The sequence below is a fragment of the Polaribacter butkevichii genome (assembly GCF_038024105.1).
GTDB lineage: Bacteria > Bacteroidota > Bacteroidia > Flavobacteriales > Flavobacteriaceae > Polaribacter > Polaribacter butkevichii.
This window is the reverse complement of the sequence record NZ_CP150661.1, coordinates 1,817,667-1,842,719: the sequence shown is the minus strand read 5'-3', so window position 1 is coordinate 1,842,719 and position 25,053 is coordinate 1,817,667. Positions and strand designations below refer to the sequence as shown.

Here is a 25,053-nt window from a genome sequence, read left to right as displayed (position 1 = left end):
AAAAAAAAATGAAAAAAATATATATATTAATTTTGTCAATGCTTTTTATAACAGCATGTTCGACAGATTTAGATCAAACACCACCAAATTTAGCCGGTGCAGATTCATTAACAGATTATGATGGGGTTTTAAATGCAGCATATTTCTATCAATTAGGTACTGTTACTCCGTTAGCAATTATGGGAGATTTTAGAGCAGACAATGCATTTATGTTCGAAGCTCCATACACAGAGTTTGATACTTATGGTCCTAATTTAACGACTATGGAAGATCAATTCTTTAGACCTTTTTACGCAGCTTCATATAAAACGATATTAAGTGCTAATAATGTAATTGAAAACTCTACTAACGCAACAGAAGTAAGAGAAGCAAAATTTTTAAGAGCCTTAGCATACTTTAAGTTGGTAAAAGTTTTTGGAGCAGTTACTGTAAATTTATCTGCAACTCCAAGTACAACAGATACTTCTATCTTAGTAAGACAGCCTGCTATAGATATTTATAATAATGTAATTATTCCAGATTTAACAGATGCAATGGCATTAGATGCAACAATAGTAGAAGGTAGAGCATCTAAATTTGCAGCGCAAGCTTTATTAGGTAAAGTATATGCTACTATGGGAAATTATGTTAGTGCAGAGCCACATCTTGCAGCTGTTGTAAATGGTGCAGAAAGTGCTGGTATTAGCTTAAAAGAAAACTTTAAAGATATTTTTGGAGCAGCAAATGAAATTGGTAATTCAGAAATTATATTTTCTACACAAGTATCTAGCTCTATAGAAGATGAGTATTCTCCTGCTTCTAACTTTTGGAACTGGTTTGTTGGTGATGATCCAAAATCAGATTATCCAGTAGATCCAGATTTAATTGCAGCTTTTGATGCCAGTGATGCTAGTGGTAATACAGATTTAAGAAGAGAAGTAACTCTTAGTGCAGATGGAAAAACAGCGATAAAGTTTCCAAAAGAGGGAGATTTAGGACCAGAACATGATTGGATTGAAATAAGATTAGCAGATGTTATTTTATTGTATGCAGAAGCTTTAAATGAAAATGGAAGTACTCCTGTGGCAATAACAGCAGCATTAAATCAATTAAATAAAATTAGAAAAAGAGCAGGTTTAACAAATTCTACAGCAATAACTAAAGAAGCAGTTAGAACAGCAATTGCAAATGAAAGAAGATTAGAATTGGCTTTTGAAGGTCATAGATGGTTTGATTTAGTTAGAACAGGTACAGCACAGTCTGTATTAGGTTTTACAGATCCTAATTATTTATTGTTTCCGATTCCTGTTTCTGAAATTTTAGCAACACGTGGAGTAATTACGCAAAACACTGGTTACTAGAGTAGTTAACAAAGTATTTAATTTTGCTGGTATTTTTTACCAGCAAAATTAAAATACAATTTATGTATGTCATTAAGTTCAACAAAAGAGATTTGTTTTTTATATATTTACGCCGTCAAACTGGTTAACCAGTTCTATTATTAAAAATCTAGAATATGAAGTTAGAAGTGCTTACAAAAAATGAAAATCAAAAGGTTCAAAAGGAAATTATTATTGGTATCCGGGATTTAATTAATTATAAAAATTTAGAACCGGGAGACAAGTTACCCTCTGAAAGAATGCTTTCCGAAAAATTTAATGTAAGTAGAAGTAATGTAAGAGAGGCAATTCATAGATTAGAGTTTTATGGTTTGTTAAAATCTAGACCACAAAGTGGAACTTTTGTAGCCAATATAGGTGTTACTGCCTTAAACGGAATGATTGAAGACATTATAAGGTTAGATGAACCAGAATTTAAATCTCTTGTTGAAACAAGAATATTATTAGAATTAAAAACATCAAGATTAGCTGCTTTAAGAAGAACTGAAGGCGATTTGCTTAAATTGAATGAAGCACTTGAAGCATATAAAACAAAAGTAATAAACGGAGAAGATGCTGTACAAGAAGATTTATTGTTTCATTTAGCAATTGCAAAAGCAAGTGGTAATAGCACAATGAATACGTTTATGCTAATTATTACGCCAGAAATTATTACAAATTTCAAGAAACATCATGTGTGTGATGCAGACTTAGCACAAAGAGGAATCAGTGATCATCAAGCTATTTTTGATGCCATCAAAGAAAAGAATCCTCAACTAGCAAAACAAAAAATGAAAGAGCATTTTAAAGAGCTCTATATGTATTGTTATAACGTCTAACATAAATAAGTATATAAATATGAAAGTAAAAGGATTAAGGTGGTTTATTATAGGACTTATCTTTATAGCAACTGTAATCAATTATATTGATAGAAGTGCATTAGCAATTATGTGGGGAAGTAATGACCAGCCAAATTCAATCTCTGGTTCATTAGACCTTACAAAAAGTGATTATGGTTTAATTTTAAATATTTTCATGGTGTTTTATGCACTAGGACAATTATTTTCTGGTAAACTATTTGATAAAGTTGGAACAAGAATTGGTTATGTAATTAGTATTGGTGTTTGGGGGCTATCTTCTTTTCTTCACTCTACTGTTCGTGGTATTGTAGGGCTTACATTCTTTAGAAGTACATTAGGTCTTTCTGAAGCTGGTAACTGGCCAGGGGGAGTTAAAAGTAATGCAGAATGGTTTCCTATTAAAGAACGTGCCATTGCACAAGGATTATTTAATGCCGGTGCTTCTATTGGTTCGGTAATTGCGCCGCCATTTATTGCTACATTATATGTTGCTTTTGGTTGGAGAACTAGTTTTATGGTAGTGGGGTCTTTTGGTTTACTTTGGATTATTCCTTGGTTATTAATTAATAAAGCAGGACCAAAAAAACACCCTTGGATTACTCCAGAAGAACAAAAATATATTTCAGAAGGTCAAAGTCAAGCAGATCAAAATGCAACAGCAGATACAAAAGGTAAAAGCTTAAAAGAAATTCTTTCTCATAGAGAATCTTGGGCAATTGTTGTAGGGCGTTTCTTTTTAGAACCAATTTGGTGGTTATTTGTAGGTTGGATGCCTCTTTACTTGGCAGATGTTTACGGTTTTAATGTAAAAGAAGTGGGTATGTTTGCTTGGGTGCCTTATGTAGGTGCTGCTCTAGGTAGTATTGCAGGTGGATATGTCTCAGGACAAATTATATCAAAAACAAATTCAATTGATAGAGGACGAAAATTAACAATATTAATTGGTGGAGTTATCATGTTCTTAGGCTTAGTTGCTACAGTGTTATTTGGTGATTCGCCAGAGCGTTTTGTTGCAATTGTATTTTTTGTATTATTTGGTTTTCAGTTTGCAATTGGTAACGTACAAACATTACCAAGTGATTTATTTAGCGGTAAATCTGTAGGATCATTAGCTGGTTTAGCAGGTATGGTTGGTGTGTTTTCTGTAATATTGATGAACTTTTTAGTGCCAATAATTCAAGAAAAATTTTCTTACACGCCAATATTTGTTGCTATTGCTGCATTTGTGCCATTAGGTTTAGGAGCCATTTATTATTTCGCACGAGAAATAAAATCAGTAGAAGAATAAAGAATAAAAATTAATAAAAACAATAATTATAATATAAAGTCATGAGTAAAATAGAAAATAAAGTTGCTGTAATTACAGGAGCTACAGGAGGAATAGGTTTTGCAGTTGCAAAAAGATTAGGAAAAGATGGTTATACTGTAATTTTAAACGGTATTGAAGATGAAGCAGGAGCTGAAAGAGTTAAGGAATTAACTGCAGAAGGAATTACTGCTGAGTATTATGGTTTTGACGTTACTAAAGATGAAGAAGTAACAGCAAACATTACTAAGATTGGTGAGAAATATGGTAAAATTGATGTTTTAGTTAACAACGCTGGTGGTTTAGGTGGTAGATCTAGATTTGAAGAAATGACTACTGAATTTTACAGATTTGTTATGGCTTTAAACCTTGATTCTGCATTTTTTGCATCTAGAGCAGCAATTCCATTTTTAAAGAAAAGTGAAAATGCATCTATCATAAACTATACATCTAACGCAGCTTGGAATGCAGGTGGACCAGGAGCTGGAATTTATGGAACATCTAAAGCAGGTGTACATGCAATAACAAGAGCTTTGGCAAAAGATTTAGCAGAATATGGTATTAGAGTAAACGCAGTATCTCCGGGTACAATTGATACTCCTTTCCATGCTCAAATTAAAGCTACTAAACCAGAAGTGTTTGCTTCTTGGGCTAATAGCATTATGTTAGGTAGATTAGGGCAACCAGAAGATGTTGCAGGTGTTGTAGCTTTCTTAGCAAGTAAAGATGCTGCTTTTATTACTGCAGAAACTATCCAAATTGGTGGTGGTCAAGCATTAGGTATCTAATTAAAATTTTATTGGGGATTCCACATTTATTTAAAACCGTTTTGTAATTTTTTACAAAACGGTTTTTCTTTTTAAATGATTATTGATAACAAAAAAGCCTTTAGAAAATGAATTCTAAAGGCTTTCTTTATTTTAATACAGAAGTTTCTATAATTTAAAAGCTTCTTTTATAGCGTCAACATAATCTAGTTTTTCCCAAGTAAAAGTTTCTACTTCCTCAGAAATAGTTTCTCCCATTGGGTTTGTAAATGTAACTGTTTTTACTTCTGGTGTTCTACCCATGTGACCATAAGCAGCAGTTTCAGAATAAATAGGTGATCTTAATTTTAAACGTTTTTCAATAAAGTAAGGACGCATATCAAAAATAGATTCTACTATTTTACTAATTGCTCCGTCAGATAAATCTACGGTTGCAGTACCATAGGTTTCAACATTAATACTTGTTGGTTTAGCAACACCAATTGCATAAGAAACTTGTACTAAAACTTCTTTACAAAGTCCGGCAGCAACCAAGTTTTTAGCAATGTGTCTTGTTGCATAGGCTCCAGATCTATCTACTTTAGAAGGATCTTTTCCAGAAAAAGCTCCACCACCATGTGCACCTTTTCCTCCATACGTATCTACAATAATTTTTCTTCCTGTTAAACCAGTATCTCCATGAGGTCCACCAATTACAAAAACACCTGTTGGGTTAATGTGGTAAGTAATGTTATCTGTAAATAATTTCTGAATATGAGCAGGTAATTTAGCAACCACTCTAGGAATTAAAATTTCAACAATGTCTTTTTTAATTTTTGCTAACATCACATCATCAGACTTGTCAAAATCATCATGTTGTGTAGAAATTACAATAGCATCAATTCTCTGTGGCACGTTATCGTCAGAATATTCTATAGTAACCTGACTTTTAGCATCTGGTCTTAAGTAAGGGATGTCTTTGTTTTCTCTTCTTAGTTCAGCTAGCTCAATTAATAATCTATGAGACAATTCTAACGCTAAAGGCATGTAGTTTTCTGTCTCATCAGTTGCGTAACCAAACATCATTCCTTGGTCTCCTGCACCTTGATCTTCTGGGTTTGCTCTATCAACACCTTGGTTAATATCTGGAGATTGCTCGTGGATGGCAGATAAAACTCCACAAGAGTTTCCGTCAAACATATAAGCTCCTTTTGTGTAACCAATTTTGTTAATTACATCTCTAGCAATTTTTTGAACATCTAAATATGTTTTAGATTTTACTTCTCCTGCTAAAAATACTTGACCTGTTGTTACCATTGTTTCACAAGCAACTTTACTTGTTTTATCAAATGCTAAAAAGTTATCGATTAAAGCATCAGAAATTTGATCTGCAATCTTGTCTGGGTGTCCTTCAGAAACACTTTCTGAGGTAAATAAATATGACATAATAAATCTTCTTTTATAGTATTAAAAATGATTCCTTAATGCATAGCAAAAAGGGTTCTTTAAAATTTGTCTATCCTGTGTAAACAGGAATAAAGAAAAATAAAAAGAGATTGCATTGGTCGCTAAAAGTAGTAGAAAATTACTGCTTTAGCATTTTTTGTTTCGGCAGATAAAAAAAATCTGCGTCAGAGGTTGCAATCAGTTCAAATTTTTCCTCTTAAATTCTTTGCAAAGTTACATTATAAATTTACATATCATAACTTTTCATAATAATATTTTATTATGGTATTATCAATAAAATAGAACAGGCTGTTTATAATTTATTTGATAAAGATAAAACAGCGTCTTTTTATGTGATATTTCTATTTATTTAAAAATAAATTGATTTTTACTTGGATATTAAATTTTTCTAAGCATATATTTGCATTCACGAAGTTCAATAACTTATTGAAATGTTATCAAGAAAGGCGGAGGGATTAGACCCATTGAAACCTTAGCAACCCTTTAGCAATAAAGAAGGTGCTACATTCTACCCAATTATTTTTACGATTGGATAGATAACAAAAACGAAATTTCCTGTTCTGGAAAGTTCAATTTTCTTAATAACATTTTTCTAGTAAGTACATCAACAAAGTTGATGCATTTGACTTTTGGTTTAATCATTTATTAACTCAAAAAAAAATAGAAAAATGAGTACGTACAAATTAGCAACAAACGCATTACATGCAGGACATGATGTAACACAAAATGGAGGAACAAGAGCAGTTCCTATTTATCAAACATCATCATATGTTTTTAACAACTCAGAACATGCTGCAAATCTTTTTTCATTAAAAGAATTAGGATTTATTTACACACGTTTAAATAACCCAACAAACCAAATTTTACAAGATCGTTTGGCAGCTGTAGAAGGCGGAATCGGAGCGGTAGTTTTTGCATCTGGTACAGGGGCAATTGCAACAGGTTTGTTAACGCTTTTAAAAGCAGGAGATCATATTGTGGCTTCTAGCAGTTTATATGGTGGAACCTATAATTTATTAAGTGTTACCTTACCAAGATTAGGTATTACAACTACGTTTGTAGATGCATCTAACCCAGCAGAGTTTAAAAAAGCTGTTCAAGATAATACTAGAGCATTTTTTGTAGAGTCTTTAGGGAATCCTAAATTAGATGTTTTAGATTTAGAAGCAATTTCTGTAGAGGCTAAAGCAGCTGAGGTTCCTTTTATTGTAGATAATACAGTGGCTACACCAGCATTATTAAACCCAATTAAACACGGAGCAAATATTGTAATTCATTCTTTAACAAAATATATTGGCGGACAAGGAACGTCTTTAGGAGGTGCTATTATTGATGCAGGAACTTTTAACTGGGCAAATGGTAAGTTTCCAGAATTTACAGAACCTTCTGCAGGTTACCATGGTTTAAAATATCATGAAGCTCTAGGTGCAGCAGCGTTTACTTTTAAATTAATTTTAGAAGGTTTACGTGATTTTGGTGCAGCTTTAAGTCCAACAAACGCTTTTAATATCATTCAAGGTTTAGAGACTTTACCAGTTAGAATTAAACAACATTCAGAAAATGCATTGGCATTAGCTACTTGGTTAGAAGCGCAAGAAGAGGTGGCTTGGGTAAATTACCCTGGTTTAGCTAGCAGTAAATACAAAACGTTAGCAGATAAATATTTGCCAAAAGGGCAAAGTGGTTTGGTAACTTTTGGTGTAAAAGGAGGTTTTGAAGCAGCTAAAGTAATTGCAGATACTACAAAAGTATTTTCTTTATTAGCTAATATTGGTGATACAAAATCATTAATTATTCATCCAGCTAGTACAACACATCAACAATTAGATGAGGCTGCACAAGCAAGTGCAGGTGTTAGTCAAGATTTAATTAGATTGTCTGTTGGTATAGAAGATTTAGAAGATTTAAAAGCAGATTTAAAAGCAGCTTTTTCAAAAATATAATAAATAGGTCTCTTTGAGTGCAGTCGAAAGGTTGTTTTTGTATTAGAACAAATGAGTTCTTGACTGCGCTCTAACAGACACATAAATTTAAAATTTAGCCAATAATTGAAACATCAACTAGAACATATCAAAATAAAAGATTTTACCACAGAAACGGGTGCTTTAATTTCTGAAATGAACTTGAGTTATCAAGTTTTTGGTCAAGAATTAGGAGATGCTCCTATTATTTTAATTAACCATGCATTAACGGGTAATAGTGATGTTGCTGGTAAAAATGGTTGGTGGATTGATATTGTTGGTAAAGATAAGGCTATAAATACCGATGTTTATACCATTTTATCTTTCAATATTCCTGGAAATGGGTTTGATGGTTTTTTGATTGATAATTATAAAGATTTTATAGCAAGAGATGTTGCGAGAATTTTTTTACAAGGATTATCAGTTTTAAAAATTGATAAACTATTTGCTTTAATAGGCGGGTCTTTAGGAGGCGGAATTGCTTGGGAAATGATGGTTTTAAATAGCCAATTAACCAAACACTTTTTGCCAATTGCAACCGATTGGAAATCTACAGATTGGTTAATTGCAAATTGCCAGATTCAAGAACAGTTTTTAGTAAATTCTAGCAATCCTGTACATGATGCGCGTATGCACGCAATGTTGTGTTACAGAACACCAGAGTCTTTTAAAGAGCGTTTTCATCGTTCTAAAAAAGATAATTCAGATATTTTTGATGTAGAAAGTTGGTTGTTGCATCACGGTAAAAAGCTGCAAGAACGGTATCAATTATCTTCTTACAAGTTAATGAATCAATTATTAAAAACGATTGATGTTACTGTTGGGGGAAAAAAAGATATTGAAATTTTAGATAAAGTGAATGCTAATATTCACATTATTGGGGTAGATTCTGATTTATTTTTTACTGCGGAAGAAAACAGAGAAACGCATAAAAAGTTAGCATTAACAAAAGATAATGTTACGTATAATGAAATAAACTCTGTGCATGGTCATGATGCTTTTTTAATGGAATATGACCAATTACAGAAAATTATTGAGCCTATTTTTAATAAGGATTATAGAGAAAAGAAGATGAAAGTTTTAAAATTTGGAGGAAAATCTTTAGCCAATGGCAAAGGATTAGAAAATGCAATAGAAATTATTGCAAGTAAATATAAAGCCGGTATAAAAATTACAGTTGTTGCTTCTGCAAGAGGGAATTCTACAAACGAGTTGGAAGCTATTTTAGATAAGGCGGCATCAAAAAAAGAATATAAAACCAAGTTTGATAAGTTTAAAGAATATCAACTAGCACCAAATAGTGCTGTTGATTTTTCTGAAGAATTTTCGAAATTAGAAACCATTTTTGAAGGTGTTTCTTTATTGGGAGATTATAGTCAGAAAATTAAAGATGAAGTTTTAGCACAAGGCGAACTATTATCTGTAAAATTATTGGCAAGTTTATTAGAAAAAGAACAAATTTCTGCAAATGCAGTAGATTCTAGATCTTTAATTATTACGGATGAAAATTTTGGAAATGCACAACCTATTACAGCGGTTTCTAAAGAAAATGTAATTAGTTATTTTAAAGAGCATGACAAGATTATTAATATTGTTTCTGGTTTTATTGCATCAAACAAAAAAGGAGAAACCACTACTTTAGGTAGAAACGGTAGTAATTATACAGCTGCTTTATTAGCAAATTATTTAGATGCAGATGAGTTGCAGAATTACACACACGTTAGTGGTATTTTTACGGCCAACCCAGATTTAGTAGCAGATGCTAAAAAAATAGAACAATTATCGTTTTCAGAAGCGAATGAATTGGCCAATTTTGGAGCAACTATTTTACATGCAAAAACCATTATTCCTTTATTAGAGAAAAACATCAATCTTAGAATTTTAAATACATTTAATAAAGAAGATAAAGGAACTTTAATTACGGCAGAATCATCTGCTAAGGGAATTAAATCTATTTCTACAATAGAAAACGTTGCTTTGCTGAATTTTGAAGGTAGAGGTTTGTTAGGTAAAGTTGGTGTTGATGCACGTATTTTTAAAACTTTAAGTGATCGGAATATTAGTATTAGCATTATTGCGCAAGGTTCTTCAGAAAGAGGAATTGGGTTAATTATTGATGCAGATAAAGCACAAGAAGCAGTTGCGGCTTTAGAAAGAGAATTCGAAAATGATTTTTATTCGCAAGATGTAAATCATATTTCAATTGTAAATAATGTGGCTGTAATTTCTATTATTGGTCAAGATTTAAGTGAGTTTCATCATCCTTATAATGCCTTAATTAAAAACCAAATTGTACCTGTCTTATTCAACAATACGGTAACAGGTAAAAATGTAAGTTTGGTGGTTAGAAAAGATCAATTGCATAAAGCCGTAAATGTAATTCATGGTCAGGTTTTTGGAGTGACCAAAAAAATAAACATTGCCGTTTTTGGAAAAGGTTTGGTTGGAGGAACCTTAATTGATCAAATTATAGAAAACACACAATCTGTTTTAGAAAGAAGAAAACTACAATTAAACGTTTTTGCAGTAGCAAACTCTAAAAAAGTATTGTTAAAAAAAGACGGAGTTTCTAAAGATTGGAAACAGAATTTGTTAGAAAAAGGAGAAGAAAATGTAAATGTTGATGACATTATTGCTTTTGCAAAGGCCAATCATTTCGAAAATTTAATAGCAGTAGATAATACAGCAAGTGTAAATTTTGTAAGTAATTATATTCCTTTTATTGAGGCAGGTTTCGATTTGGTGTCTTGTAATAAGATAGCCAATACGTTGTCTTTCGATTTTTACAAAGAAGTAAGAGCTAAATTAAAAGAATACAAAAAGCAATACTTGTACGAAACAAATGTTGGTGCAGGTTTGCCTTTAATTGATACGATTAGATTGTTACATGAATCCGGAGAGAATATCACCAAAATTAGAGGTGTTTTTTCTGGGAGTTTAAGTTATTTATTTAATAATTTTTCAGCTAAAAATGCTCCTTTTTCAGAAATATTAAAAGAAGCTATTGATAAAGGTTTTACAGAACCAGATCCTAGAGAAGATTTAGGAGGAAATGATGTCGCTAGAAAATTACTGATTCTTGCAAGAGAGTTAGAATTAGAAAACGAATTTGATGAAGTTGAAATTAAAAATTTAATTCCAGAAAATTTAAGAGGTGGTTCTGTTGCCGATTTTTTAGGTAATTTAGAACTATTGAATGATGAATATCAAACGTTAAAAGAGAATCAACAACCAAATCACGTTTTACGTTATATTGGAGAATTAAGTGGAGATTTATCACAAAATAAAGGTAACTTAGAGGTAAAGTTAGTGTCTACAGAACAAAGTACTCCTTTGGGTTCGTTAAAAGGTTCTGATGCCATTTTTGAAATTTATACAGAATCTTACGGAGAACAACCAATTGTAATTCAGGGAGCAGGAGCGGGAGCAAGTGTAACGGCAAGAGGTGTTTTTGGGGATATTTTAAGATTAGCAAAACATAATAATTAAAACAATAGGCAGTTTTCAGTTAGCAGTATTCAGTCAATCACGATTATCTAAAAATAGTCAAGAAAAAAGAGACAAGTGTATAGATTAACTTGTCTTTGTTCTTGATTCTAAAAGCGATAGCGGTCTAACAATCTAATAAACAATGAGCAAACATTTCGAAACAGAAGCAATTAGAAAACAAACAGAAAGAAGTCAGTTTTCTGAACATTCTACACCATTATATTTAACATCAAGTTTTGTTTTTGATGATGCAGAAGACATGCGTGCATCCTTCGCAGAAGAAAAAGAACGTAATTTATACAGTCGTTTTACAAACCCAAATACCACAGAGTTTGTAGATAAAATTGTAGCGATGGAAGGAGCAGAGGCAGGTTATGCTTTTGCAACCGGAATGTCTGCAATTTTTTCATCATTTGCAGCTTTGTTAAGTGCAGGAGATCATGTGGTTTCTTGTAGATCTGTTTTTGGTTCTACACATAGTATGTTTACTAAGTTTTTACCAAAGTGGAATATAGAAACCTCTTATTTTAAGGTTGATGAAGTTGATTTGGTAGAAAGCTTAATTAAAGAAAATACAAAGATTCTTTATATAGAAACACCAACAAACCCTGCTGTAGATATTTTAGATTTGGATTTAATTGGTAAAATTGCTAAAAAGCACAACCTTATTTTTATTGTTGATAATTGCTTTGCAACACCTTACATTCAGCAGCCTATAAAATTCGGAGCAGATTTAGTAATACATTCTGCAACTAAATTAATTGACGGACAAGGAAGAGTTTTAGGAGGTGTAACAGTTGGTAGAGCAGATTTAATGCGAGAAATTTATCTTTTTGCAAGAAATACGGGGCCAGCAATGTCTCCTTTTAATGCTTGGGTTTTATCAAAAAGTTTAGAAACGTTATCTATTAGAGTAGAAAAGCATTGTGAAAATGCTTTAAAAGTGGCTGCTTTTTTAGAGAGCAATGAAAATGTTGAGTTTGTGAAATACCCATTTTTAAAATCGCATCCTCAATATAAAGTAGCTAAAAATCAAATGAAATTAGGAGGGAATATTGTTGCTTTCGAAATTAAAGGCGGAATTGAAGCTGGAAGAAAATTTTTAGATGCTATAAAAATGTGTTCATTATCTGCAAATTTAGGAGATACAAGAACAATTGTAACACATCCATCTTCTACAACACATGGAAGATTGTCTTTAGAAGATCGTTTAGAAGTTGGTATTACAGATGGTTTGGTGCGTGTTTCTGTAGGTTTAGAGCATGCAGATGATATTATTGCTGATATTAAACAAGCTTTAGATTTATAATTAATGATAAAAAAAACATGACCTGCAGAGGTAATTAAATCTGTAGGTCATGTTTTTTTTGCTTAAAAAAGTTTATCCTACTATTTTAGTATAGTAATTCTATTAAATTATGTAGTTTTGTAGTATGCTATCAAAAAAAACAAAATACGGAATTAAAGCGCTTACTTATTTAGCAAGACAGGAACATAAAACGCCTGTTTCTATTTCTATTATATCTAAAAGTGAAAACATTTCTTTAAAATTTTTAGAAAGTATTTTGTTAACACTTCGTAAAAACGGATTATTAGCTTCTAAAAAAGGAAAAGGTGGTGGTTACTATCTTTTAAAAGAGCCTAATGAGATTCAAATGACAACGGTTATGAGAATTTTAGATGGTCCTATTTCTATGATTCCGTGTGTGAGTCTTAATTTTTATGAGAAGTGTGATGATTGCCCTGATGAAAAAGCTTGCTCTGTGCATAAATTGATGGCTCAGGTTAGAGATAGTTCTTTACAGATATTTAAAAACACAACTTTGGCAGATTTATGTAACTGCTAAAAACATCCTTTTAATTACTTTTATTATTGTCTTTACCAAGAATAAACAGCCAATTAATGGTTCTTTTTATTGGTAGGTGTCTTTGCGTTTTTTACTTATAATTAAGTTTTTACAATCACTTTATATAATTTCTATTACTATATCCTTGTAGTGGTTAAAAATTCATAAATTTTACACCTTTTTTTTATTAATCTACTAAATCTATAGGGTTTAAGTAATTTTTAAGATTTTATCTCGACTTTTTATATAGAATTGATGTATGTTTGCATACCCTACTAAAGCAGTAGGATAATTATTTGAATTAATTTTTTTTATGATTTTAGACCAAATCATTTTTAGCAAAAAAGCACAGAGTAAAGGTTTTGAGAAAGATAAGTCTTCCGAAAAACCTTTGCGAAGTGTGCTAAAGGCATTAAGTTGGAGAGTTGTTGGAACGTTAGATACCTTAATAGTATCTTATATTTTAACAGGGGAAATTGCCCTGGCAACTTCAATAGCATCAGTAGATTTTGTAACAAAACTAATTTTGTATTTCTTTCACGAAAGGATATGGAATAAAATAAAATGGGGGAAATAATGAGCCTAGATTTAGATAAAATAAACAAAGACCTTAAAGGTAAAAGTCCAGCAGAAATTATTTCTTGGGCTATTTCTTTTGCAAAAAATCCAGTAATTACAACCAACTTTAGACCTTATGAAGTGGTTATTTTAAAAGCGGTTACGGATGTGAAAAAAGATATTAAAGTAATTTGGTGCGATACAGGTTATAATACCGTACAAACGTATAAGCATGCAGAGGAAATTATAGAAAAATTGAATTTAAATATTCAGTTATATACACCAAAACAAACGGCAGCTCATAGAAATGTAGTTTTAGGAGTTCCTTCAATAGAAGATCCAAAACATGTACTTTTTACAGAGCAGGTAAAGTTAGAGCCTTTTGCTAGGGCAATGAAAGAGCATCAGCCAGATGTTTGGTTTACAAACCTAAGAAAAGGTCAAACAGCTTTTAGAGACAGTATAGATGTTGTTTCTGTAAGCAAAGACGGAATTATAAAAGTAAGTCCTTTTTACAATAGTACAGACGAGGAGTTAGATGCGTATTTGGTAGAAAAAAACTTACCAAATGAGTTTACGTATTTCGATCCAACAAAAGTAGAAAGTAACAGAGAATGTGGTTTACATATCTAAAACATAATTATGAGTAATAAAATAATACAAGTAGATGCTTTAGAAAGTGAAGCAATTTATATTTTTAGAGAAGTTGTAGCGCAGTTTGAAAAACCTGTTCTATTATTTTCTGGAGGAAAAGATAGTATAACTTTAGTACGTTTAGCGCAAAAAGCGTTTTACCCAGCCAAAATTCCTTTCCCTTTAATGCATATTGATACAGGTCATAATTTTCCTGAAACAATAGAGTTTAGAGATCGTTTAGCAAAAGAATTAGGTGTTGAGTTAATTGTAAGAAATGTACAAGACAATATAGATTCTGGTAGAGTAAAAGAAGAAACGGGTAGATATGCAAGTAGAAATATGTTGCAAACAGAAACGTTGTTAGATGCAATTGAAGAGTTTGGTTTTGATGCTTGTATTGGAGGAGCAAGAAGAGATGAAGAGAAAGCAAGAGCAAAAGAAAGAATCTTTTCTGTAAGAGATGATTTTGGTCAGTGGGATGAAAAAAACCAACGTCCAGAAGTATTTGATATGTTAAATGGACGTATCGATTTAGGGCAGAATGTACGTGTTTTTCCAATTTCTAATTGGACAGAATTAGATGTTTGGTCTTACATAGAACAAGAAAATATCGAAATACCATCAATCTATTTTGCACATAAAAGAAAGATTTTTGTACGAGACGGAATGATTTGGTCTGCAGATGATGCCGTTGTTTTTAGAGATGAAGAAGAAGTGGTAGAAGAAAGAATGGTTCGTTTTAGAACTGTTGGAGATATGAGTTGTACAGCAGCTGTTTTATCCGACGCAGTCGATATTGCAAAAGTTGTAGAAGAAATTAGAGATTCTTCAATTTCAGAAAGAGGCGCAAGAATAGATGATAAACGTTCTGAAGCAGCAATGGAGAAACGTAAACAACAAGGATATTTTTAAAATTTGTGAAACAAATTTTATGCTATAAGTTACAAGCTTTAAGCAAGAAACAAATTAGATAATACAAGTTGCCTAAAGCTTATAGCTTGAAGCATAAAGCATTAAAAAATGAAAGTACTAAAAATAGCAACAGCAGGAAGTGTAGATGATGGTAAGAGTACCTTAATTGGTCGTATTTTATACGATACAAAATCATTGACTGACGATAAATTAGAAGCAATAGAAGAAAAAAGTAGACAACGTGGTTTTGACTATTTAGATTTTTCTTTAGCAACAGATGGTTTAGTTGCAGAACGTGAACAAGGAATTACTATTGATGTTGCACATATCTATTTTTCTACACCATCAAAAAGTTTCATTATTGCAGATACACCAGGTCATATAGAGTATACAAGAAACATGGTTACTGGTGCTTCAACAGCACAAGCTTCTATTGTTTTAATTGATGCAAGAAACGGCGTTATAGAACAAACTTACAGACACTTTTTTATCAATAATTTATTGAGAATTAAAGATGTTGTAATTGCTATCAATAAAATGGATTTAGTTGATTTTTCTGAAGAGAAATACAACACAATCAAAAGTGAAATAGAATATTTAGCAAGTAAGAGTGAGTATAAAGGACAAAATTTAACGTTTATACCAATGTCTGCTTTACAAGGAGATAATGTGGTACATAAATCAGAAAATACGCCTTGGTATAAAGGAGAAACTTTAATGCATCATTTAGAGAGATTAGATCTAGATGATATTGCAGATGATTCTCAAACTCGTTTTCCTGTACAAACAGTAATTAGACCTAAAACAGAAGAATATCATGATTTTAGAGGGTATGCTGGTAAAATTTATGGAGGAGATTTAGCTGTTGGAGATGAAATTGCCGTATTGCCTTCTCAAACAAAATCTAAAATTAAAAGTATTAATTTCTTTGATAAAGAATATGAAGTTGCAAAAAGAGGAAGTTCTGTTACTGTTACTTTAGAAGATAATGTAAATGTAAGTAGAGGAGACATGTTGGTAAAAGTAAATGAAGAACCAACAATTGCTAAACAACTAGAAGCAACAATTTGTTGGATGGATAAAGAGCCTTTACAAGCATCACAAAAATATTATATAAAACATGGTGTAAATGATGCGCAAGCAAAAATTACGCAGTTATCTAGTATTATTAAAACCGATTTTTCTGGTATTGAAGAAAATCCTTCGGAATTGGTGTTAAATCAAATTGGTGATATTCAATTAAAATTGAGCAAGCCATTGTTATTTGATTCTTATAAAAATAATAAATCTAATGGATCTTTTATTTTAATCAATCCAAAAACAAACAATACAGTAGGAGTTGGTTTTATAAAATAAACCAATTTACAAACCAACCATTACCACCAACCACCAATATTAAGCCATGCAAAGTTTTAGAACAGAAATAGAAAATCCAATTGTGGAAAGAGATATTATTGAGTTAGCAGATAAAATTGCTGCATTCAATAATCTACAAATAGATGAAGAAAAATTTAGAAGTTTACGTTTAGCTAGAGGAGTTTACGGTCAGCGTCAAGAAGGCGTTCAAATGATTCGTATTAAATTGCCTTATGGTAAAGTAATGAGCAATCAATTACGTAGAATTTCTGATGTTTCTGATGAATATTCTAGAGGTAGATTGCATATTACTACACGTCAAGATATTCAAATTCACTATGTAGATTTACAAAGAACTCCAGAATTGTGGGCAGAATTAGAAAAAGATGATGTTACTTTACGTGAGGCTTGTGGTAATGTTGTAAGAAACGTAACCGCGTCAGAAACTGCAGGTATAGATGTAGATGAACCTTTTGATGTTTCTCCGTATGCAGATGCTTTGTATAAATTCTTTTTACGTAACCCTATTTGTCAAGAAATGGGACGTAAATTTAAAGTGTCTTTTTCTTCTACGGATGAAGATACTGGTTTATCATATTTACACGATTTAGGTTTTATTGCTAAAATAGAAAACGGAGTAAGAGGTTTTAAAGTGATGGTTGCAGGAGGATTAGGTTCTCAACCAAGACATGCAGAAGAATTATATAGTTTTTTACCGGCAGATAAAATCATTCCGGTAATGGAAGGAGTTTTAAGAGTTTTTGATCGTTATGGCGAGCGTAAAAGTAGAGCCAAAGCAAGAATGAAATTCTTACTAAAAGATATTGGTTTAGATGCTTTTAAAAACTTAATTGAAGAAGAACAAAAAGCAATTGAGTTTAAAACGGTTGCTATAGATGCTGATGCTTATGTTGCATCAACACCTGTTTCTGTAAAAGCACCAGAAGTAGTAATTAAAGATCAAGAAGCTTTTGATTTATGGAAATCAACAAACATTATTCCGCAAAAACAAGCAGGATATGTGGCAATCGGAATTAAAGTTTTATTAGGAGATTTTTATACAGACAAAGCACGATTGTTAGCAGATTTAGTAGATAGATATGCTGCTAGAGAAATTCGTTTAACATTGCGTCAGAATATTGTAATTCCTTTTGTAAAGGAAGATTTAGTACCATTTTTCTATCAAGAATTAGAAAAATTAGGTTTTGTAGAGGCAGGTTATAACAAAGCAGTAGATATTACAGCGTGTCCAGGAACGGATACTTGTAATTTAGGTATTGCAAGTAGTACAGGTATTGCCGAAGAGTTAGAAAAAGTAATTGCAGCAGAATATCCTCAATATTTAAAAAGAGAAGATCTTGTTATAAAGATTAGTGGTTGTATGAATGCTTGTGGACAACACAATATGGCAAACATAGGTTTTCAAGGAATGACAGTAAGAACGCCAGATAAATTGGTAGCGCCAGCGTTACAAGTTTTATTAGGTGGTGGAAACTTAGGAAACGGAAATGCATTATTTGCAGATAAGGTAGTAAAAGTACCAAGTAAAAGAGGACCAGAAGCATTGCGTAGAATTTTTAACGATTTTGAAGCAAATGCTAATGGAAAATCATTTGTAGAGTATTATAAAGTAACAGGAGAACGTTATTTTTATGATTTATTAAACGATTTACAAGATGTAACTAATTTAACTCAAGAAGATTTTATCGATTGGGGAGAAGAAGAAAAATACGTAAAAGAAATTGGTATAGGAGAGTGTGCAGGAGTAGTAATTGATTTAATTGCAACGTTATTTTTTGAAAGTGACGAAAAAATTGAAAATGCTAAAGAAGCTTTTGAAAATAAAGTGTATTCTGGCGCTATATACTACGCGTATCAATCTATTGTAAATTCTGCAAAGGCCTCATTATTAGCTGCAGATAAGAAAACAAATACCCATGCAGGTATAGTATCTCAATTTGATGAAGAGTTTGTTTCTACAGAAAAAATAGATTTAGGGTCTACTTTTGCCGAATTGATATATCAAATCAATAAATTTGCGCCAACAGCAGAGTTTGCTGAGAAGTATATAAATGATGCAAATACGTTTTTACAAAAAGTAAGAGCTTTTAGAAATGCAGAAACAGCAATTGCATAATAAGCAATAAAGGAATAAGATGAGTATTAAAACACCAAAGTTAACCGTTGTAGGCGCAGGCCCTGGAGACGTAGATTTAATCACAGTAAAAGCCATTAAGGTTTTAAAAACTGCTGATGTAGTATTATATGATGCTTTGGTAAATGAAGAACTCTTAGCGTATATAAATCCGGAGGCAGAACAAATTTTTGTAGGTAAACGAAGAGGGTGTTACACGTATCAACAAGAACAAATTAATGAGTTAATTGTTGCACGTGCAAAAGCTAGCGGACATGTGGTTCGTTTAAAAGGTGGAGATCCTTTTATATTTGGTAGAGGTGCAGAAGAAATGGAGTATGCAGCTAATTTAGGTTTAGAGGTTGCAGTTGTTCCTGGTATTTCATCATCGTTGGCAGTGCCAGCATATCAAAATATACCTTTAACAAAACGAGGAAGTGCAGAAAGTTTTTGGGTAATTACAGGAACCACTAAAGATCATAAAATATCTAATGATATTGAGTTGGCTGCAAAGTCTAACGCAACTATTGTTGTTTTAATGGGAATGAGTAAATTGCCTCAAATAGTAAAATTATTTCAGGCAGAAGGTAAAAATAATTTACCTGTAGCAATTATTCAAAGAGGAACTACTTCTAGAGAAAAAGTAGGAATAGGAACCGTAGATACAATCGAAAAAATTGTTGCAGATAATGAATTGAAAAATCCGGCAATTATTGTGTTAGGAGAAGTTGTAAAACATAGAGACCTGTTAAATAAAGTTAGAGAAAAAGAGGCTTTAAATAGGTTGCTATAATAATTAATAAAGGTGAAGGAAAAGGTTAACAGATCTATAAGGGTTACAAAATATGTAGTCTATAAAGAAACTTCCTTTAATTATAAAGAAGGCTTTTGGTCTTTTATAGGGGCTTTTTTTGGGATAGGATTAATTGCATTTATACAATCGTTTTATTTATCTGATGTAGAAAATGTGTTTTTAATTGGTTCGTTTGGGGCTTCTTGTGTTTTAATATACGGAGCAGTACAAAGCCCTTTGGCACAACCAAGAAATTTAATAGGCGGTCATGTATTATCTGCCTTTGTAGGTGTAACAGTATATAATTTAGTGCCAAACATTATTTGGATTGCGGCTCCATTAGCAGTTTCACTTTCAATTATTGTAATGCAGTGTACAAAAACGTTACATCCACCTGGTGGAGCAACAGCATTAATAGTGATTATTGGTACAGAAAAAATTAAATCATTAAGTTATATGTACGTTCTGTCGCCAGTATTAACAGGAACACTTATTTTATTTTTAGTAGCTCTTGTTGCTAATAATATGAATAAAAATAGAGTTTATCCTTCTAGCGGAAAGTACGTAAACGGGGTAAGAAAAAGAGTATTAAAAATTGGAAGCTAAATTAAATGACGATAGAAAGAAATAATTTATATCCTATTTTTTTAAAAACAAAAAACCTTCAAGTTTTAATTGTTGGAGGAGGTTTTGTGGCAGAAGAAAAATTAAATTTCTTGTTAAAATCGAGTCCAGATGCAAATGTAACCATGGTTTCGCCTATGTTTAGAGAAGGAACCAAAATTTTAGCAGCAAAAGGAAACGTAAAATTTATCAACGAAAAATATCATAAACGTTACTTAAAAGGAAAACATATTGTTGTAGCAACAACAGATATTCCTACAGTAAATGAAAAGGTGTATAAGCATTGTAGAAAGCGAAGTATTTTGGTAAATGTAGCAGATAATCCACCGTATTGCGATTTTTATATGGGCGGAATTGTTACCAAAGGAAATGTAAAAGTAGCTATTTCTACCAACGGAAAATCGCCAACAACAGCCAAAAGATTACGTCAGTTTTTTGAGGATGTAATTCCAGAAAATGTAGACGATTTGGTAAAGAATTTAAACGAATTTAGAAAAACAATAAAAGGAGATTTCGAACAAAAAGTGGAAACGCTAAACGAATTCACCAAAGGATTAATAGAGAAAAAAGAATCTTAAGATGATTACAACAGATATACTAATTATTGGAGCAGGACCAACAGGGTTATTTACCGTTTTTGAAGCAGGTTTATTAAAACTAAAATGTCATTTAATTGATGCATTACCACAACCAGGTGGGCAGTGTTCTGAGATTTATCCAAAGAAACCTATTTATGATATTCCAGCATATCCAGAGATTTTAGCAGGAGATTTAACGCATAAATTAATAGAACAAACAAAACAATTTGAACCTGGTTTTACATTAGGTGAAAGAGCCGAAACTATTGATAAACAAGAAGACGGAACTTTTATTGTTACGACCAATAAAGGAACAAAACATCATGCTAAAATTGTAGCAATTGCGGGTGGTTTAGGGTCTTTTGAACCAAGAAAACCATTAATACCTAATATTGCAGATTTTGAAGATAAAGGGGTAGAGTATATTATTAAAGAACCAGAATTATATAGAGATAAAAAAGTAGTGATTTCTGGAGGTGGAGATTCTGCTTTAGATTGGGCAATTTTCTTATCGGATGTTGCTTCAGAAGTAACTTTAATTCACCGAAGAAACGAGTTTAGAGGCGCTTTAGATTCTGTAGAAAAAGTACAAGAATTAAAGAATTTAGGAAAAATTAGAATGATAACTCCTGCAGAGGTAAAAGGAATTGTTGGTACAGATAAAGTAACAGGCGTAGCTGTAGAGAAAAAAGGAGAAGATGCCTTTATTATAGATACAGATCATTTTATTCCTTTATTTGGGTTGTCTCCTAAATTAGGTCCTATTGCAAATTGGGGATTAGAAATTGAAAAAAATGCAATTAAAGTAAACAATGCATTAGATTATCAAACAAATATTCCAGGAATTTATGCCATTGGTGATGTAAACACCTATCCAGGAAAATTAAAGTTGATTTTATGTGGTTTCCACGAAGCAACATTAATGTGTCAAAGTGCTTACAAACGTATTTTTCCGAATAAAAAGTATGTAATGAAATACACAACAGTAGGTGGAGTAGATGGTTTTGATGGAACAAGAAAAGAAGCGCCAAAGGCTGTTGTAAAAGCTATAGAGTAATTAAAGTTTTACACGCTGTAAGGTTTTAAAAGTCTTGCAGTGTGTAAAAAAGGTTTTCAGAATTTAAATCCTTTTTAGTTATCACTAATTTTTGTTTGGTTTACGTAACTTTGCAGAAAGAATATTTAAAATAAAAGAGTAGATGCAAGACATCAATATAAAAATAACTGATAGAAATGGTGTAACGCATGATGTTGTTGCGCCTACAGATATGGCAATGAATCTTATGGAAGTGGTTCGTTCTTACGAATTAGCAGAAGAGGGTACTATTGGTATTTGTGGTGGAATGGCTATGTGTGCTTCTTGCCAGTGTTACGTAAATTCAGATCATGAATTGCCAGAAATGACAGATGATGAAGATGCTATGTTAGCAGAAGCATTTAATGTAGAAGACAATAGTAGATTAGGCTGTCAGATACAAATGACACCAGAAATGGAAGGATTGGAAGTTACATTAGCTCCAGAAATTTAAGGGCTAAGAATGAAGCAAACAGAAGAAAAAATAGTGTTTAAAGATTACAGCATGTGTTTAAGAGATGCTGTAGAAACGTTTACCAAAGATATTATCAATAATTTATTTGATGCAAATCATTTGGCGGAAAAAGGTGCGCAAACAAAACATAGATTTCTAAAAATTTTAGAGCGATTATCCATTGAAAATGGTGAAGATATTTGGGCTACTTTCGAAAATTCTTTTGTAGAAATTAGACAAAGATTAGATTTAGACGCAATTGCTGCAGAAAAAAATGATCCTGCTGCAAAAAGTTTAGAAGAAGTGTATTTAGCGTATCCAGGTTTTTATGCCATTGCAGTACATCGTTTAAGTCACCAATTATTAAAACAAGAAGTACCGGTATTACCAAGAATGATGAGTGAGTTTGCTCATAGTACAACAGGTACAGACATTCATCCAGGTGCAGAAATAGGAGATTCGTTCTTTATAGATCATGCAACAGGTATTGTTATTGGAGAAACAACGCATATTAAAGAAAATGTTCAGATTTTTCAAGGAGTAACTTTAGGAGGTATCCAGGTTAAGAAGAGTTTAGCATCCACCAAAAGACATCCAACCATAGAAAGTGGTGTTGTTATTTACGCAAATGCAACTATTTTAGGAGGAGATGTTGTTATTGGTAAGAATTCTGTTATTGGAGCAAATGTTTGCATTACAGAATCGGTTGTAGAAAATTCTGTAGTTACAGTAGAATCGGAAAATAATATTTTTCAAAAAAGAAAGTAAGATGAAGACTAAAAGTATCATAGATTTTGTTGGAAATACACCACTTGTAGAAGCTAGAAATATCTTTAAAAAAGAAGGTGTTACTTTATTATTAAAACTAGAAGGGAACAACCCAGGTGGAAGTGTTAAAGATAGAGCTGCTTATTATATGATTTCTGAAGCAATTAAAAGAAAAAATATAAAGAAAGGAGATACTTTAGTAGAAGCAACAAGTGGAAACACGGGTATTGCATTGGCTTTAATGGCAAAGGTTTTAGGTGTAAATATGGTTATTACCATGCCTGAAAATTCTACCAAAGAAAGAGTACAAACTATGCGTGCTTACGGAGCAAAAGTAATTTTAACTCCAGCAGATAAAGGTATTGAAGGAGCAATTGACTATGCTCTAAAGTTAAAGTATAAGAAAGGATATTTTCGTTTAAATCAGTTTGATAATTTTGATAATCCAAAGGCACATTACAATACAACAGGGCCAGAAATTTGGAGAGATACAGAAGGAGAAGTAACACATTTTGTGTCTGCTATGGGAACTACCGGAACCATTACTGGTGTTTCTGATTATTTAAAAGAACAAAACAAAAATATTACCATTATTGGTGTACAGCCAAAAGATGGTGCAAAAATACCAGGCATTAGAAAATGGCCACAAGAATATTTACCAGCCATTTTTAAACCTAAAAAAATAGATCAAGTATTAGAGGTTAGTGAAGAAGAAGCTATAGAAGCAACACATCGTTTAGCAGAAGAAGAAGGCATTTTTGCAGGAATGAGTAGTGGTGGTGCGGTTGCAACGGCATTAAAAGTAGCAAATTCAATAGATAAAGGTGTAGTTGTAGCAATTATTTGCGATAGAGGAGATCGTTATTTATCATCAACTTTATTCGAAAAAGAGTAGATTTTACAAATAGATTCTGCAAATAAAAAAATATTCCTTTTATTTGCAGTTCAGTTCATAAACTTATTGATACGTTATCACGAAAGGCAGAGGGATTAGACCCGCTGAAGCCTTGGCAACCTCTCATATCTTGAGAAAGGTGCTACATTCTACTTTTAGTTTTTAAAAATTAAAAGACAGATAACAGCGAAAAAATTACCTTTCCTGATGACATATTGATAAAAATATCAAAAAATGTCAAATATATACAAAGCTTTACAAGAACGAATTTTAGTGTTAGATGGTGCCATGGGAACCATGCTACAAGCTTATAAATTTACTGAAGAAGATTTTAGAGGAGAACGCTTTAAAGACTATCCAACACCTTTACAAGGTAATAACGACTTGCTGTCTATTACGCAACCAGAAGCAATAAAAACCATTCATGGTAAGTATTTTGAAGCTGGTGCAGATATTGTAGAAACCAATACTTTTTCTGGTACTACCATAGCAATGGCAGATTATCAAATGGAAGATTTGGTATATGAATTAAATTATCAATCTGCAAAAATAGCTAAAGAAGTAGCAGATGCATTTACAGCAAAAGAGCCGCACAAACCACGTTTTGTAGCAGGTTCTATTGGGCCAACGAATAGAACTGCTAGTATGTCTCCAGATGTAAATGACCCAGGTTACCGAGCGGTTACTTTTGATGAGTTAAGAATTGCTTACAAACAACAAACAGAAGCTTTGTTAGATGGTGGCGCAGATTTGTTATTAGTAGAAACGGTATTTGATACATTAAATGCAAAAGCAGCTTTATTTGCCATAGAACAAGTAAAAGAAGAAAGAAATATAGAGGTTCCAATTATGCTGAGTGGTACCATTACAGACGCTTCTGGTAGAACGTTATCTGGTCAAACAGCCGAAGCATTTTTAATATCGGTTTCTCATATTCCATTATTATCTGTAGGATTTAATTGTGCTTTAGGAGCCAATTTATTGCAACCTCATTTACAAGCAATCGCAAATAAAACAGATTTTGCTATTTCAGCACATCCAAATGCTGGTTTACCAAATGCTTTTGGAGAATATGATGAAACTCCAGAAGAAATGGGCGAACAAATAGAAGAATATTTAAAGAAAGATTTAATTAATATTATTGGTGGTTGTTGTGGTACATCACCAGAACATATTAGAGTGATTGCAAATATTGCAGCAAAATATAAACCTAGAGTAGTAGGTGGTTTGTAATTT

Annotated in this window: 22 protein-coding genes and 2 riboswitches; of the genes, 21 read left to right on the top strand and 1 reads right to left on the bottom strand. The window is 32.1% G+C overall.

Annotation, left to right across the window (positions count from 1 at the left end; translation table 11 throughout):
- The first annotated feature begins 8 nt into the window (after window positions 1-8).
- The 4 genes from WG951_RS07765 to WG951_RS07750 all read left to right on the top strand — a co-directional run bounded on the left by WG951_RS07765 (window position 9) and on the right by WG951_RS07750 (window position 4,312).
- Complete coding sequence (locus tag WG951_RS07765) at window positions 9-1,340, top strand: RagB/SusD family nutrient uptake outer membrane protein (protein WP_105050335.1); 1,332 nt, start codon at window positions 9-11, stop codon at window positions 1,338-1,340.
- Between the two features lie 155 nt (window positions 1,341-1,495).
- Window positions 1,496-2,197 (top strand): FadR/GntR family transcriptional regulator, encoded by a 702-nt coding sequence (locus WG951_RS07760; protein ID WP_105050336.1) that lies wholly within the window; start codon window positions 1,496-1,498, stop codon window positions 2,195-2,197.
- Between the two features lie 19 nt (window positions 2,198-2,216).
- The gene (locus WG951_RS07755; RefSeq protein WP_105050337.1) at window positions 2,217-3,506 is read left to right on the top strand and encodes an MFS transporter; all 1,290 of its coding nucleotides are present in this window, start codon (window positions 2,217-2,219) and stop codon (window positions 3,504-3,506) included.
- Between the two features lie 41 nt (window positions 3,507-3,547).
- Complete coding sequence (locus WG951_RS07750) at window positions 3,548-4,312, top strand: SDR family NAD(P)-dependent oxidoreductase (RefSeq protein WP_105050338.1); 765 nt, start codon at window positions 3,548-3,550, stop codon at window positions 4,310-4,312.
- A gap of 147 nt (window positions 4,313-4,459) precedes the next feature.
- Here WG951_RS07750 and metK read toward each other — a convergent pair whose 3' ends face one another.
- Entirely contained in the window at window positions 4,460-5,716 is a 1,257-nt protein-coding gene (gene metK, locus WG951_RS07745) for a methionine adenosyltransferase (RefSeq protein WP_105050339.1), read from the bottom strand.
- Between the two features lie 452 nt (window positions 5,717-6,168).
- Window positions 6,169-6,280, top strand: a riboswitch (SAM riboswitch).
- Window positions 6,281-6,405: 125 nt separating this feature from the next.
- Here metK and WG951_RS07740 point away from each other — a divergent pair.
- The 17 genes from WG951_RS07740 (at window position 6,406) to WG951_RS07660 (ending at window position 25,050) form a co-directional block, all read left to right on the top strand.
- Window positions 6,406-7,680 (top strand): O-acetylhomoserine aminocarboxypropyltransferase/cysteine synthase family protein, encoded by a 1,275-nt coding sequence (locus tag WG951_RS07740; RefSeq protein WP_105050340.1) that lies wholly within the window; start codon window positions 6,406-6,408, stop codon window positions 7,678-7,680.
- Between the two features lie 105 nt (window positions 7,681-7,785).
- Window positions 7,786-11,187, top strand: a complete 3,402-nt coding sequence (gene thrA, locus WG951_RS07735) for a bifunctional aspartate kinase/homoserine dehydrogenase I (RefSeq protein WP_105050341.1) — start codon at window positions 7,786-7,788, stop codon at window positions 11,185-11,187.
- A 142-nt stretch (window positions 11,188-11,329) separates the two neighbouring features.
- Window positions 11,330-12,496 (top strand): O-succinylhomoserine sulfhydrylase, encoded by a 1,167-nt coding sequence (locus WG951_RS07730; RefSeq protein ID WP_105050342.1) that lies wholly within the window; start codon window positions 11,330-11,332, stop codon window positions 12,494-12,496.
- 124 nt (window positions 12,497-12,620) lie between these two features.
- Window positions 12,621-13,034, top strand: coding sequence for an RrF2 family transcriptional regulator (locus WG951_RS07725; protein WP_105050343.1), 414 nt, complete (start codon window positions 12,621-12,623; stop codon window positions 13,032-13,034).
- 313 nt (window positions 13,035-13,347) lie between these two features.
- Window positions 13,348-13,611 carry a DUF2061 domain-containing protein gene (locus tag WG951_RS07720; RefSeq protein WP_105050344.1) on the top strand — a complete coding sequence of 88 codons (264 nt, stop codon included), beginning with the start codon at window positions 13,348-13,350 and terminating at the stop codon, window positions 13,609-13,611.
- Window positions 13,611-14,225 carry a phosphoadenosine phosphosulfate reductase family protein gene (locus WG951_RS07715; RefSeq protein ID WP_105050639.1) on the top strand — a complete coding sequence of 205 codons (615 nt, stop codon included), beginning with the start codon at window positions 13,611-13,613 and terminating at the stop codon, window positions 14,223-14,225. The genes WG951_RS07720 and WG951_RS07715 overlap by 1 nt, the downstream gene beginning before the upstream one ends.
- 9 nt (window positions 14,226-14,234) lie before the next feature.
- Window positions 14,235-15,140 carry a sulfate adenylyltransferase subunit CysD gene (gene cysD / locus WG951_RS07710; RefSeq protein WP_105050345.1) on the top strand — a complete coding sequence of 302 codons (906 nt, stop codon included), beginning with the start codon at window positions 14,235-14,237 and terminating at the stop codon, window positions 15,138-15,140.
- 108 nt (window positions 15,141-15,248) lie between these two features.
- Entirely contained in the window at window positions 15,249-16,496 is a 1,248-nt protein-coding gene (locus WG951_RS07705; RefSeq protein ID WP_105050346.1) for a sulfate adenylyltransferase subunit 1, read from the top strand.
- Window positions 16,497-16,542: 46 nt separating this feature from the next.
- Entirely contained in the window at window positions 16,543-18,633 is a 2,091-nt protein-coding gene (locus WG951_RS07700; RefSeq protein WP_105050347.1) for a HEPN domain-containing protein, read from the top strand.
- 19 nt (window positions 18,634-18,652) lie between these two features.
- Window positions 18,653-19,423: a uroporphyrinogen-III C-methyltransferase gene (gene cobA / locus WG951_RS07695; RefSeq protein ID WP_105050348.1), complete on the top strand. Its 771-nt coding sequence runs from the start codon at window positions 18,653-18,655 to the stop codon at window positions 19,421-19,423.
- A 12-nt stretch (window positions 19,424-19,435) separates the two neighbouring features.
- Window positions 19,436-20,029: an HPP family protein gene (locus WG951_RS07690; RefSeq protein ID WP_105050349.1), complete on the top strand. Its 594-nt coding sequence runs from the start codon at window positions 19,436-19,438 to the stop codon at window positions 20,027-20,029.
- An 11-nt stretch (window positions 20,030-20,040) separates the two neighbouring features.
- Entirely contained in the window at window positions 20,041-20,625 is a 585-nt protein-coding gene (locus WG951_RS07685) for a precorrin-2 dehydrogenase/sirohydrochlorin ferrochelatase family protein (protein WP_105050640.1), read from the top strand.
- Window position 20,626: 1 nt separating this feature from the next.
- Window positions 20,627-21,682 carry an NAD(P)/FAD-dependent oxidoreductase gene (locus tag WG951_RS07680; RefSeq protein ID WP_105050350.1) on the top strand — a complete coding sequence of 352 codons (1,056 nt, stop codon included), beginning with the start codon at window positions 20,627-20,629 and terminating at the stop codon, window positions 21,680-21,682.
- 142 nt (window positions 21,683-21,824) lie between these two features.
- Window positions 21,825-22,154 (top strand): 2Fe-2S iron-sulfur cluster-binding protein, encoded by a 330-nt coding sequence (locus WG951_RS07675; protein WP_105050351.1) that lies wholly within the window; start codon window positions 21,825-21,827, stop codon window positions 22,152-22,154.
- 9 nt (window positions 22,155-22,163) lie between these two features.
- Complete coding sequence (gene epsC, locus WG951_RS07670) at window positions 22,164-22,922, top strand: serine O-acetyltransferase EpsC (protein ID WP_105050352.1); 759 nt, start codon at window positions 22,164-22,166, stop codon at window positions 22,920-22,922.
- A 1-nt stretch (window position 22,923) separates the two neighbouring features.
- Complete coding sequence (gene cysM / locus WG951_RS07665) at window positions 22,924-23,817, top strand: cysteine synthase CysM (protein WP_211296751.1); 894 nt, start codon at window positions 22,924-22,926, stop codon at window positions 23,815-23,817.
- 71 nt (window positions 23,818-23,888) lie between these two features.
- A riboswitch (SAM riboswitch) is annotated at window positions 23,889-24,004 on the top strand.
- Between the two features lie 47 nt (window positions 24,005-24,051).
- Window positions 24,052-25,050: a homocysteine S-methyltransferase family protein gene (locus WG951_RS07660; protein ID WP_105050354.1), complete on the top strand. Its 999-nt coding sequence runs from the start codon at window positions 24,052-24,054 to the stop codon at window positions 25,048-25,050.
- The last annotated feature ends 3 nt before the right edge of the window (window positions 25,051-25,053 follow it).

Coding starts and splice junctions, on each gene's coding strand:
- WG951_RS07660 (WP_105050354.1), top strand. CDS start 24,052: ATGTCAAATATATACAAAGCTTTACAAGAACGAATTTTAGTGTTAGAT.
- WG951_RS07720 (WP_105050344.1), top strand. CDS start 13,348: ATGATTTTAGACCAAATCATTTTTAGCAAAAAAGCACAGAGTAAAGGT.
- WG951_RS07715 (WP_105050639.1), top strand. CDS start 13,611: ATGAGCCTAGATTTAGATAAAATAAACAAAGACCTTAAAGGTAAAAGT.
- cobA (WP_105050348.1), top strand. CDS start 18,653: ATGAGTATTAAAACACCAAAGTTAACCGTTGTAGGCGCAGGCCCTGGA.
- WG951_RS07680 (WP_105050350.1), top strand. CDS start 20,627: ATGATTACAACAGATATACTAATTATTGGAGCAGGACCAACAGGGTTA.
- WG951_RS07760 (WP_105050336.1), top strand. CDS start 1,496: ATGAAGTTAGAAGTGCTTACAAAAAATGAAAATCAAAAGGTTCAAAAG.
- WG951_RS07730 (WP_105050342.1), top strand. CDS start 11,330: ATGAGCAAACATTTCGAAACAGAAGCAATTAGAAAACAAACAGAAAGA.
- WG951_RS07765 (WP_105050335.1), top strand. CDS start 9: ATGAAAAAAATATATATATTAATTTTGTCAATGCTTTTTATAACAGCA.
- WG951_RS07740 (WP_105050340.1), top strand. CDS start 6,406: ATGAGTACGTACAAATTAGCAACAAACGCATTACATGCAGGACATGAT.
- cysD (WP_105050345.1), top strand. CDS start 14,235: ATGAGTAATAAAATAATACAAGTAGATGCTTTAGAAAGTGAAGCAATT.
- WG951_RS07705 (WP_105050346.1), top strand. CDS start 15,249: ATGAAAGTACTAAAAATAGCAACAGCAGGAAGTGTAGATGATGGTAAG.
- WG951_RS07700 (WP_105050347.1), top strand. CDS start 16,543: ATGCAAAGTTTTAGAACAGAAATAGAAAATCCAATTGTGGAAAGAGAT.
- WG951_RS07755 (WP_105050337.1), top strand. CDS start 2,217: ATGAAAGTAAAAGGATTAAGGTGGTTTATTATAGGACTTATCTTTATA.
- WG951_RS07675 (WP_105050351.1), top strand. CDS start 21,825: ATGCAAGACATCAATATAAAAATAACTGATAGAAATGGTGTAACGCAT.
- epsC (WP_105050352.1), top strand. CDS start 22,164: ATGAAGCAAACAGAAGAAAAAATAGTGTTTAAAGATTACAGCATGTGT.
- WG951_RS07750 (WP_105050338.1), top strand. CDS start 3,548: ATGAGTAAAATAGAAAATAAAGTTGCTGTAATTACAGGAGCTACAGGA.
- cysM (WP_211296751.1), top strand. CDS start 22,924: ATGAAGACTAAAAGTATCATAGATTTTGTTGGAAATACACCACTTGTA.
- WG951_RS07725 (WP_105050343.1), top strand. CDS start 12,621: ATGCTATCAAAAAAAACAAAATACGGAATTAAAGCGCTTACTTATTTA.
- metK (WP_105050339.1), bottom strand. CDS start 5,716: ATGTCATATTTATTTACCTCAGAAAGTGTTTCTGAAGGACACCCAGAC.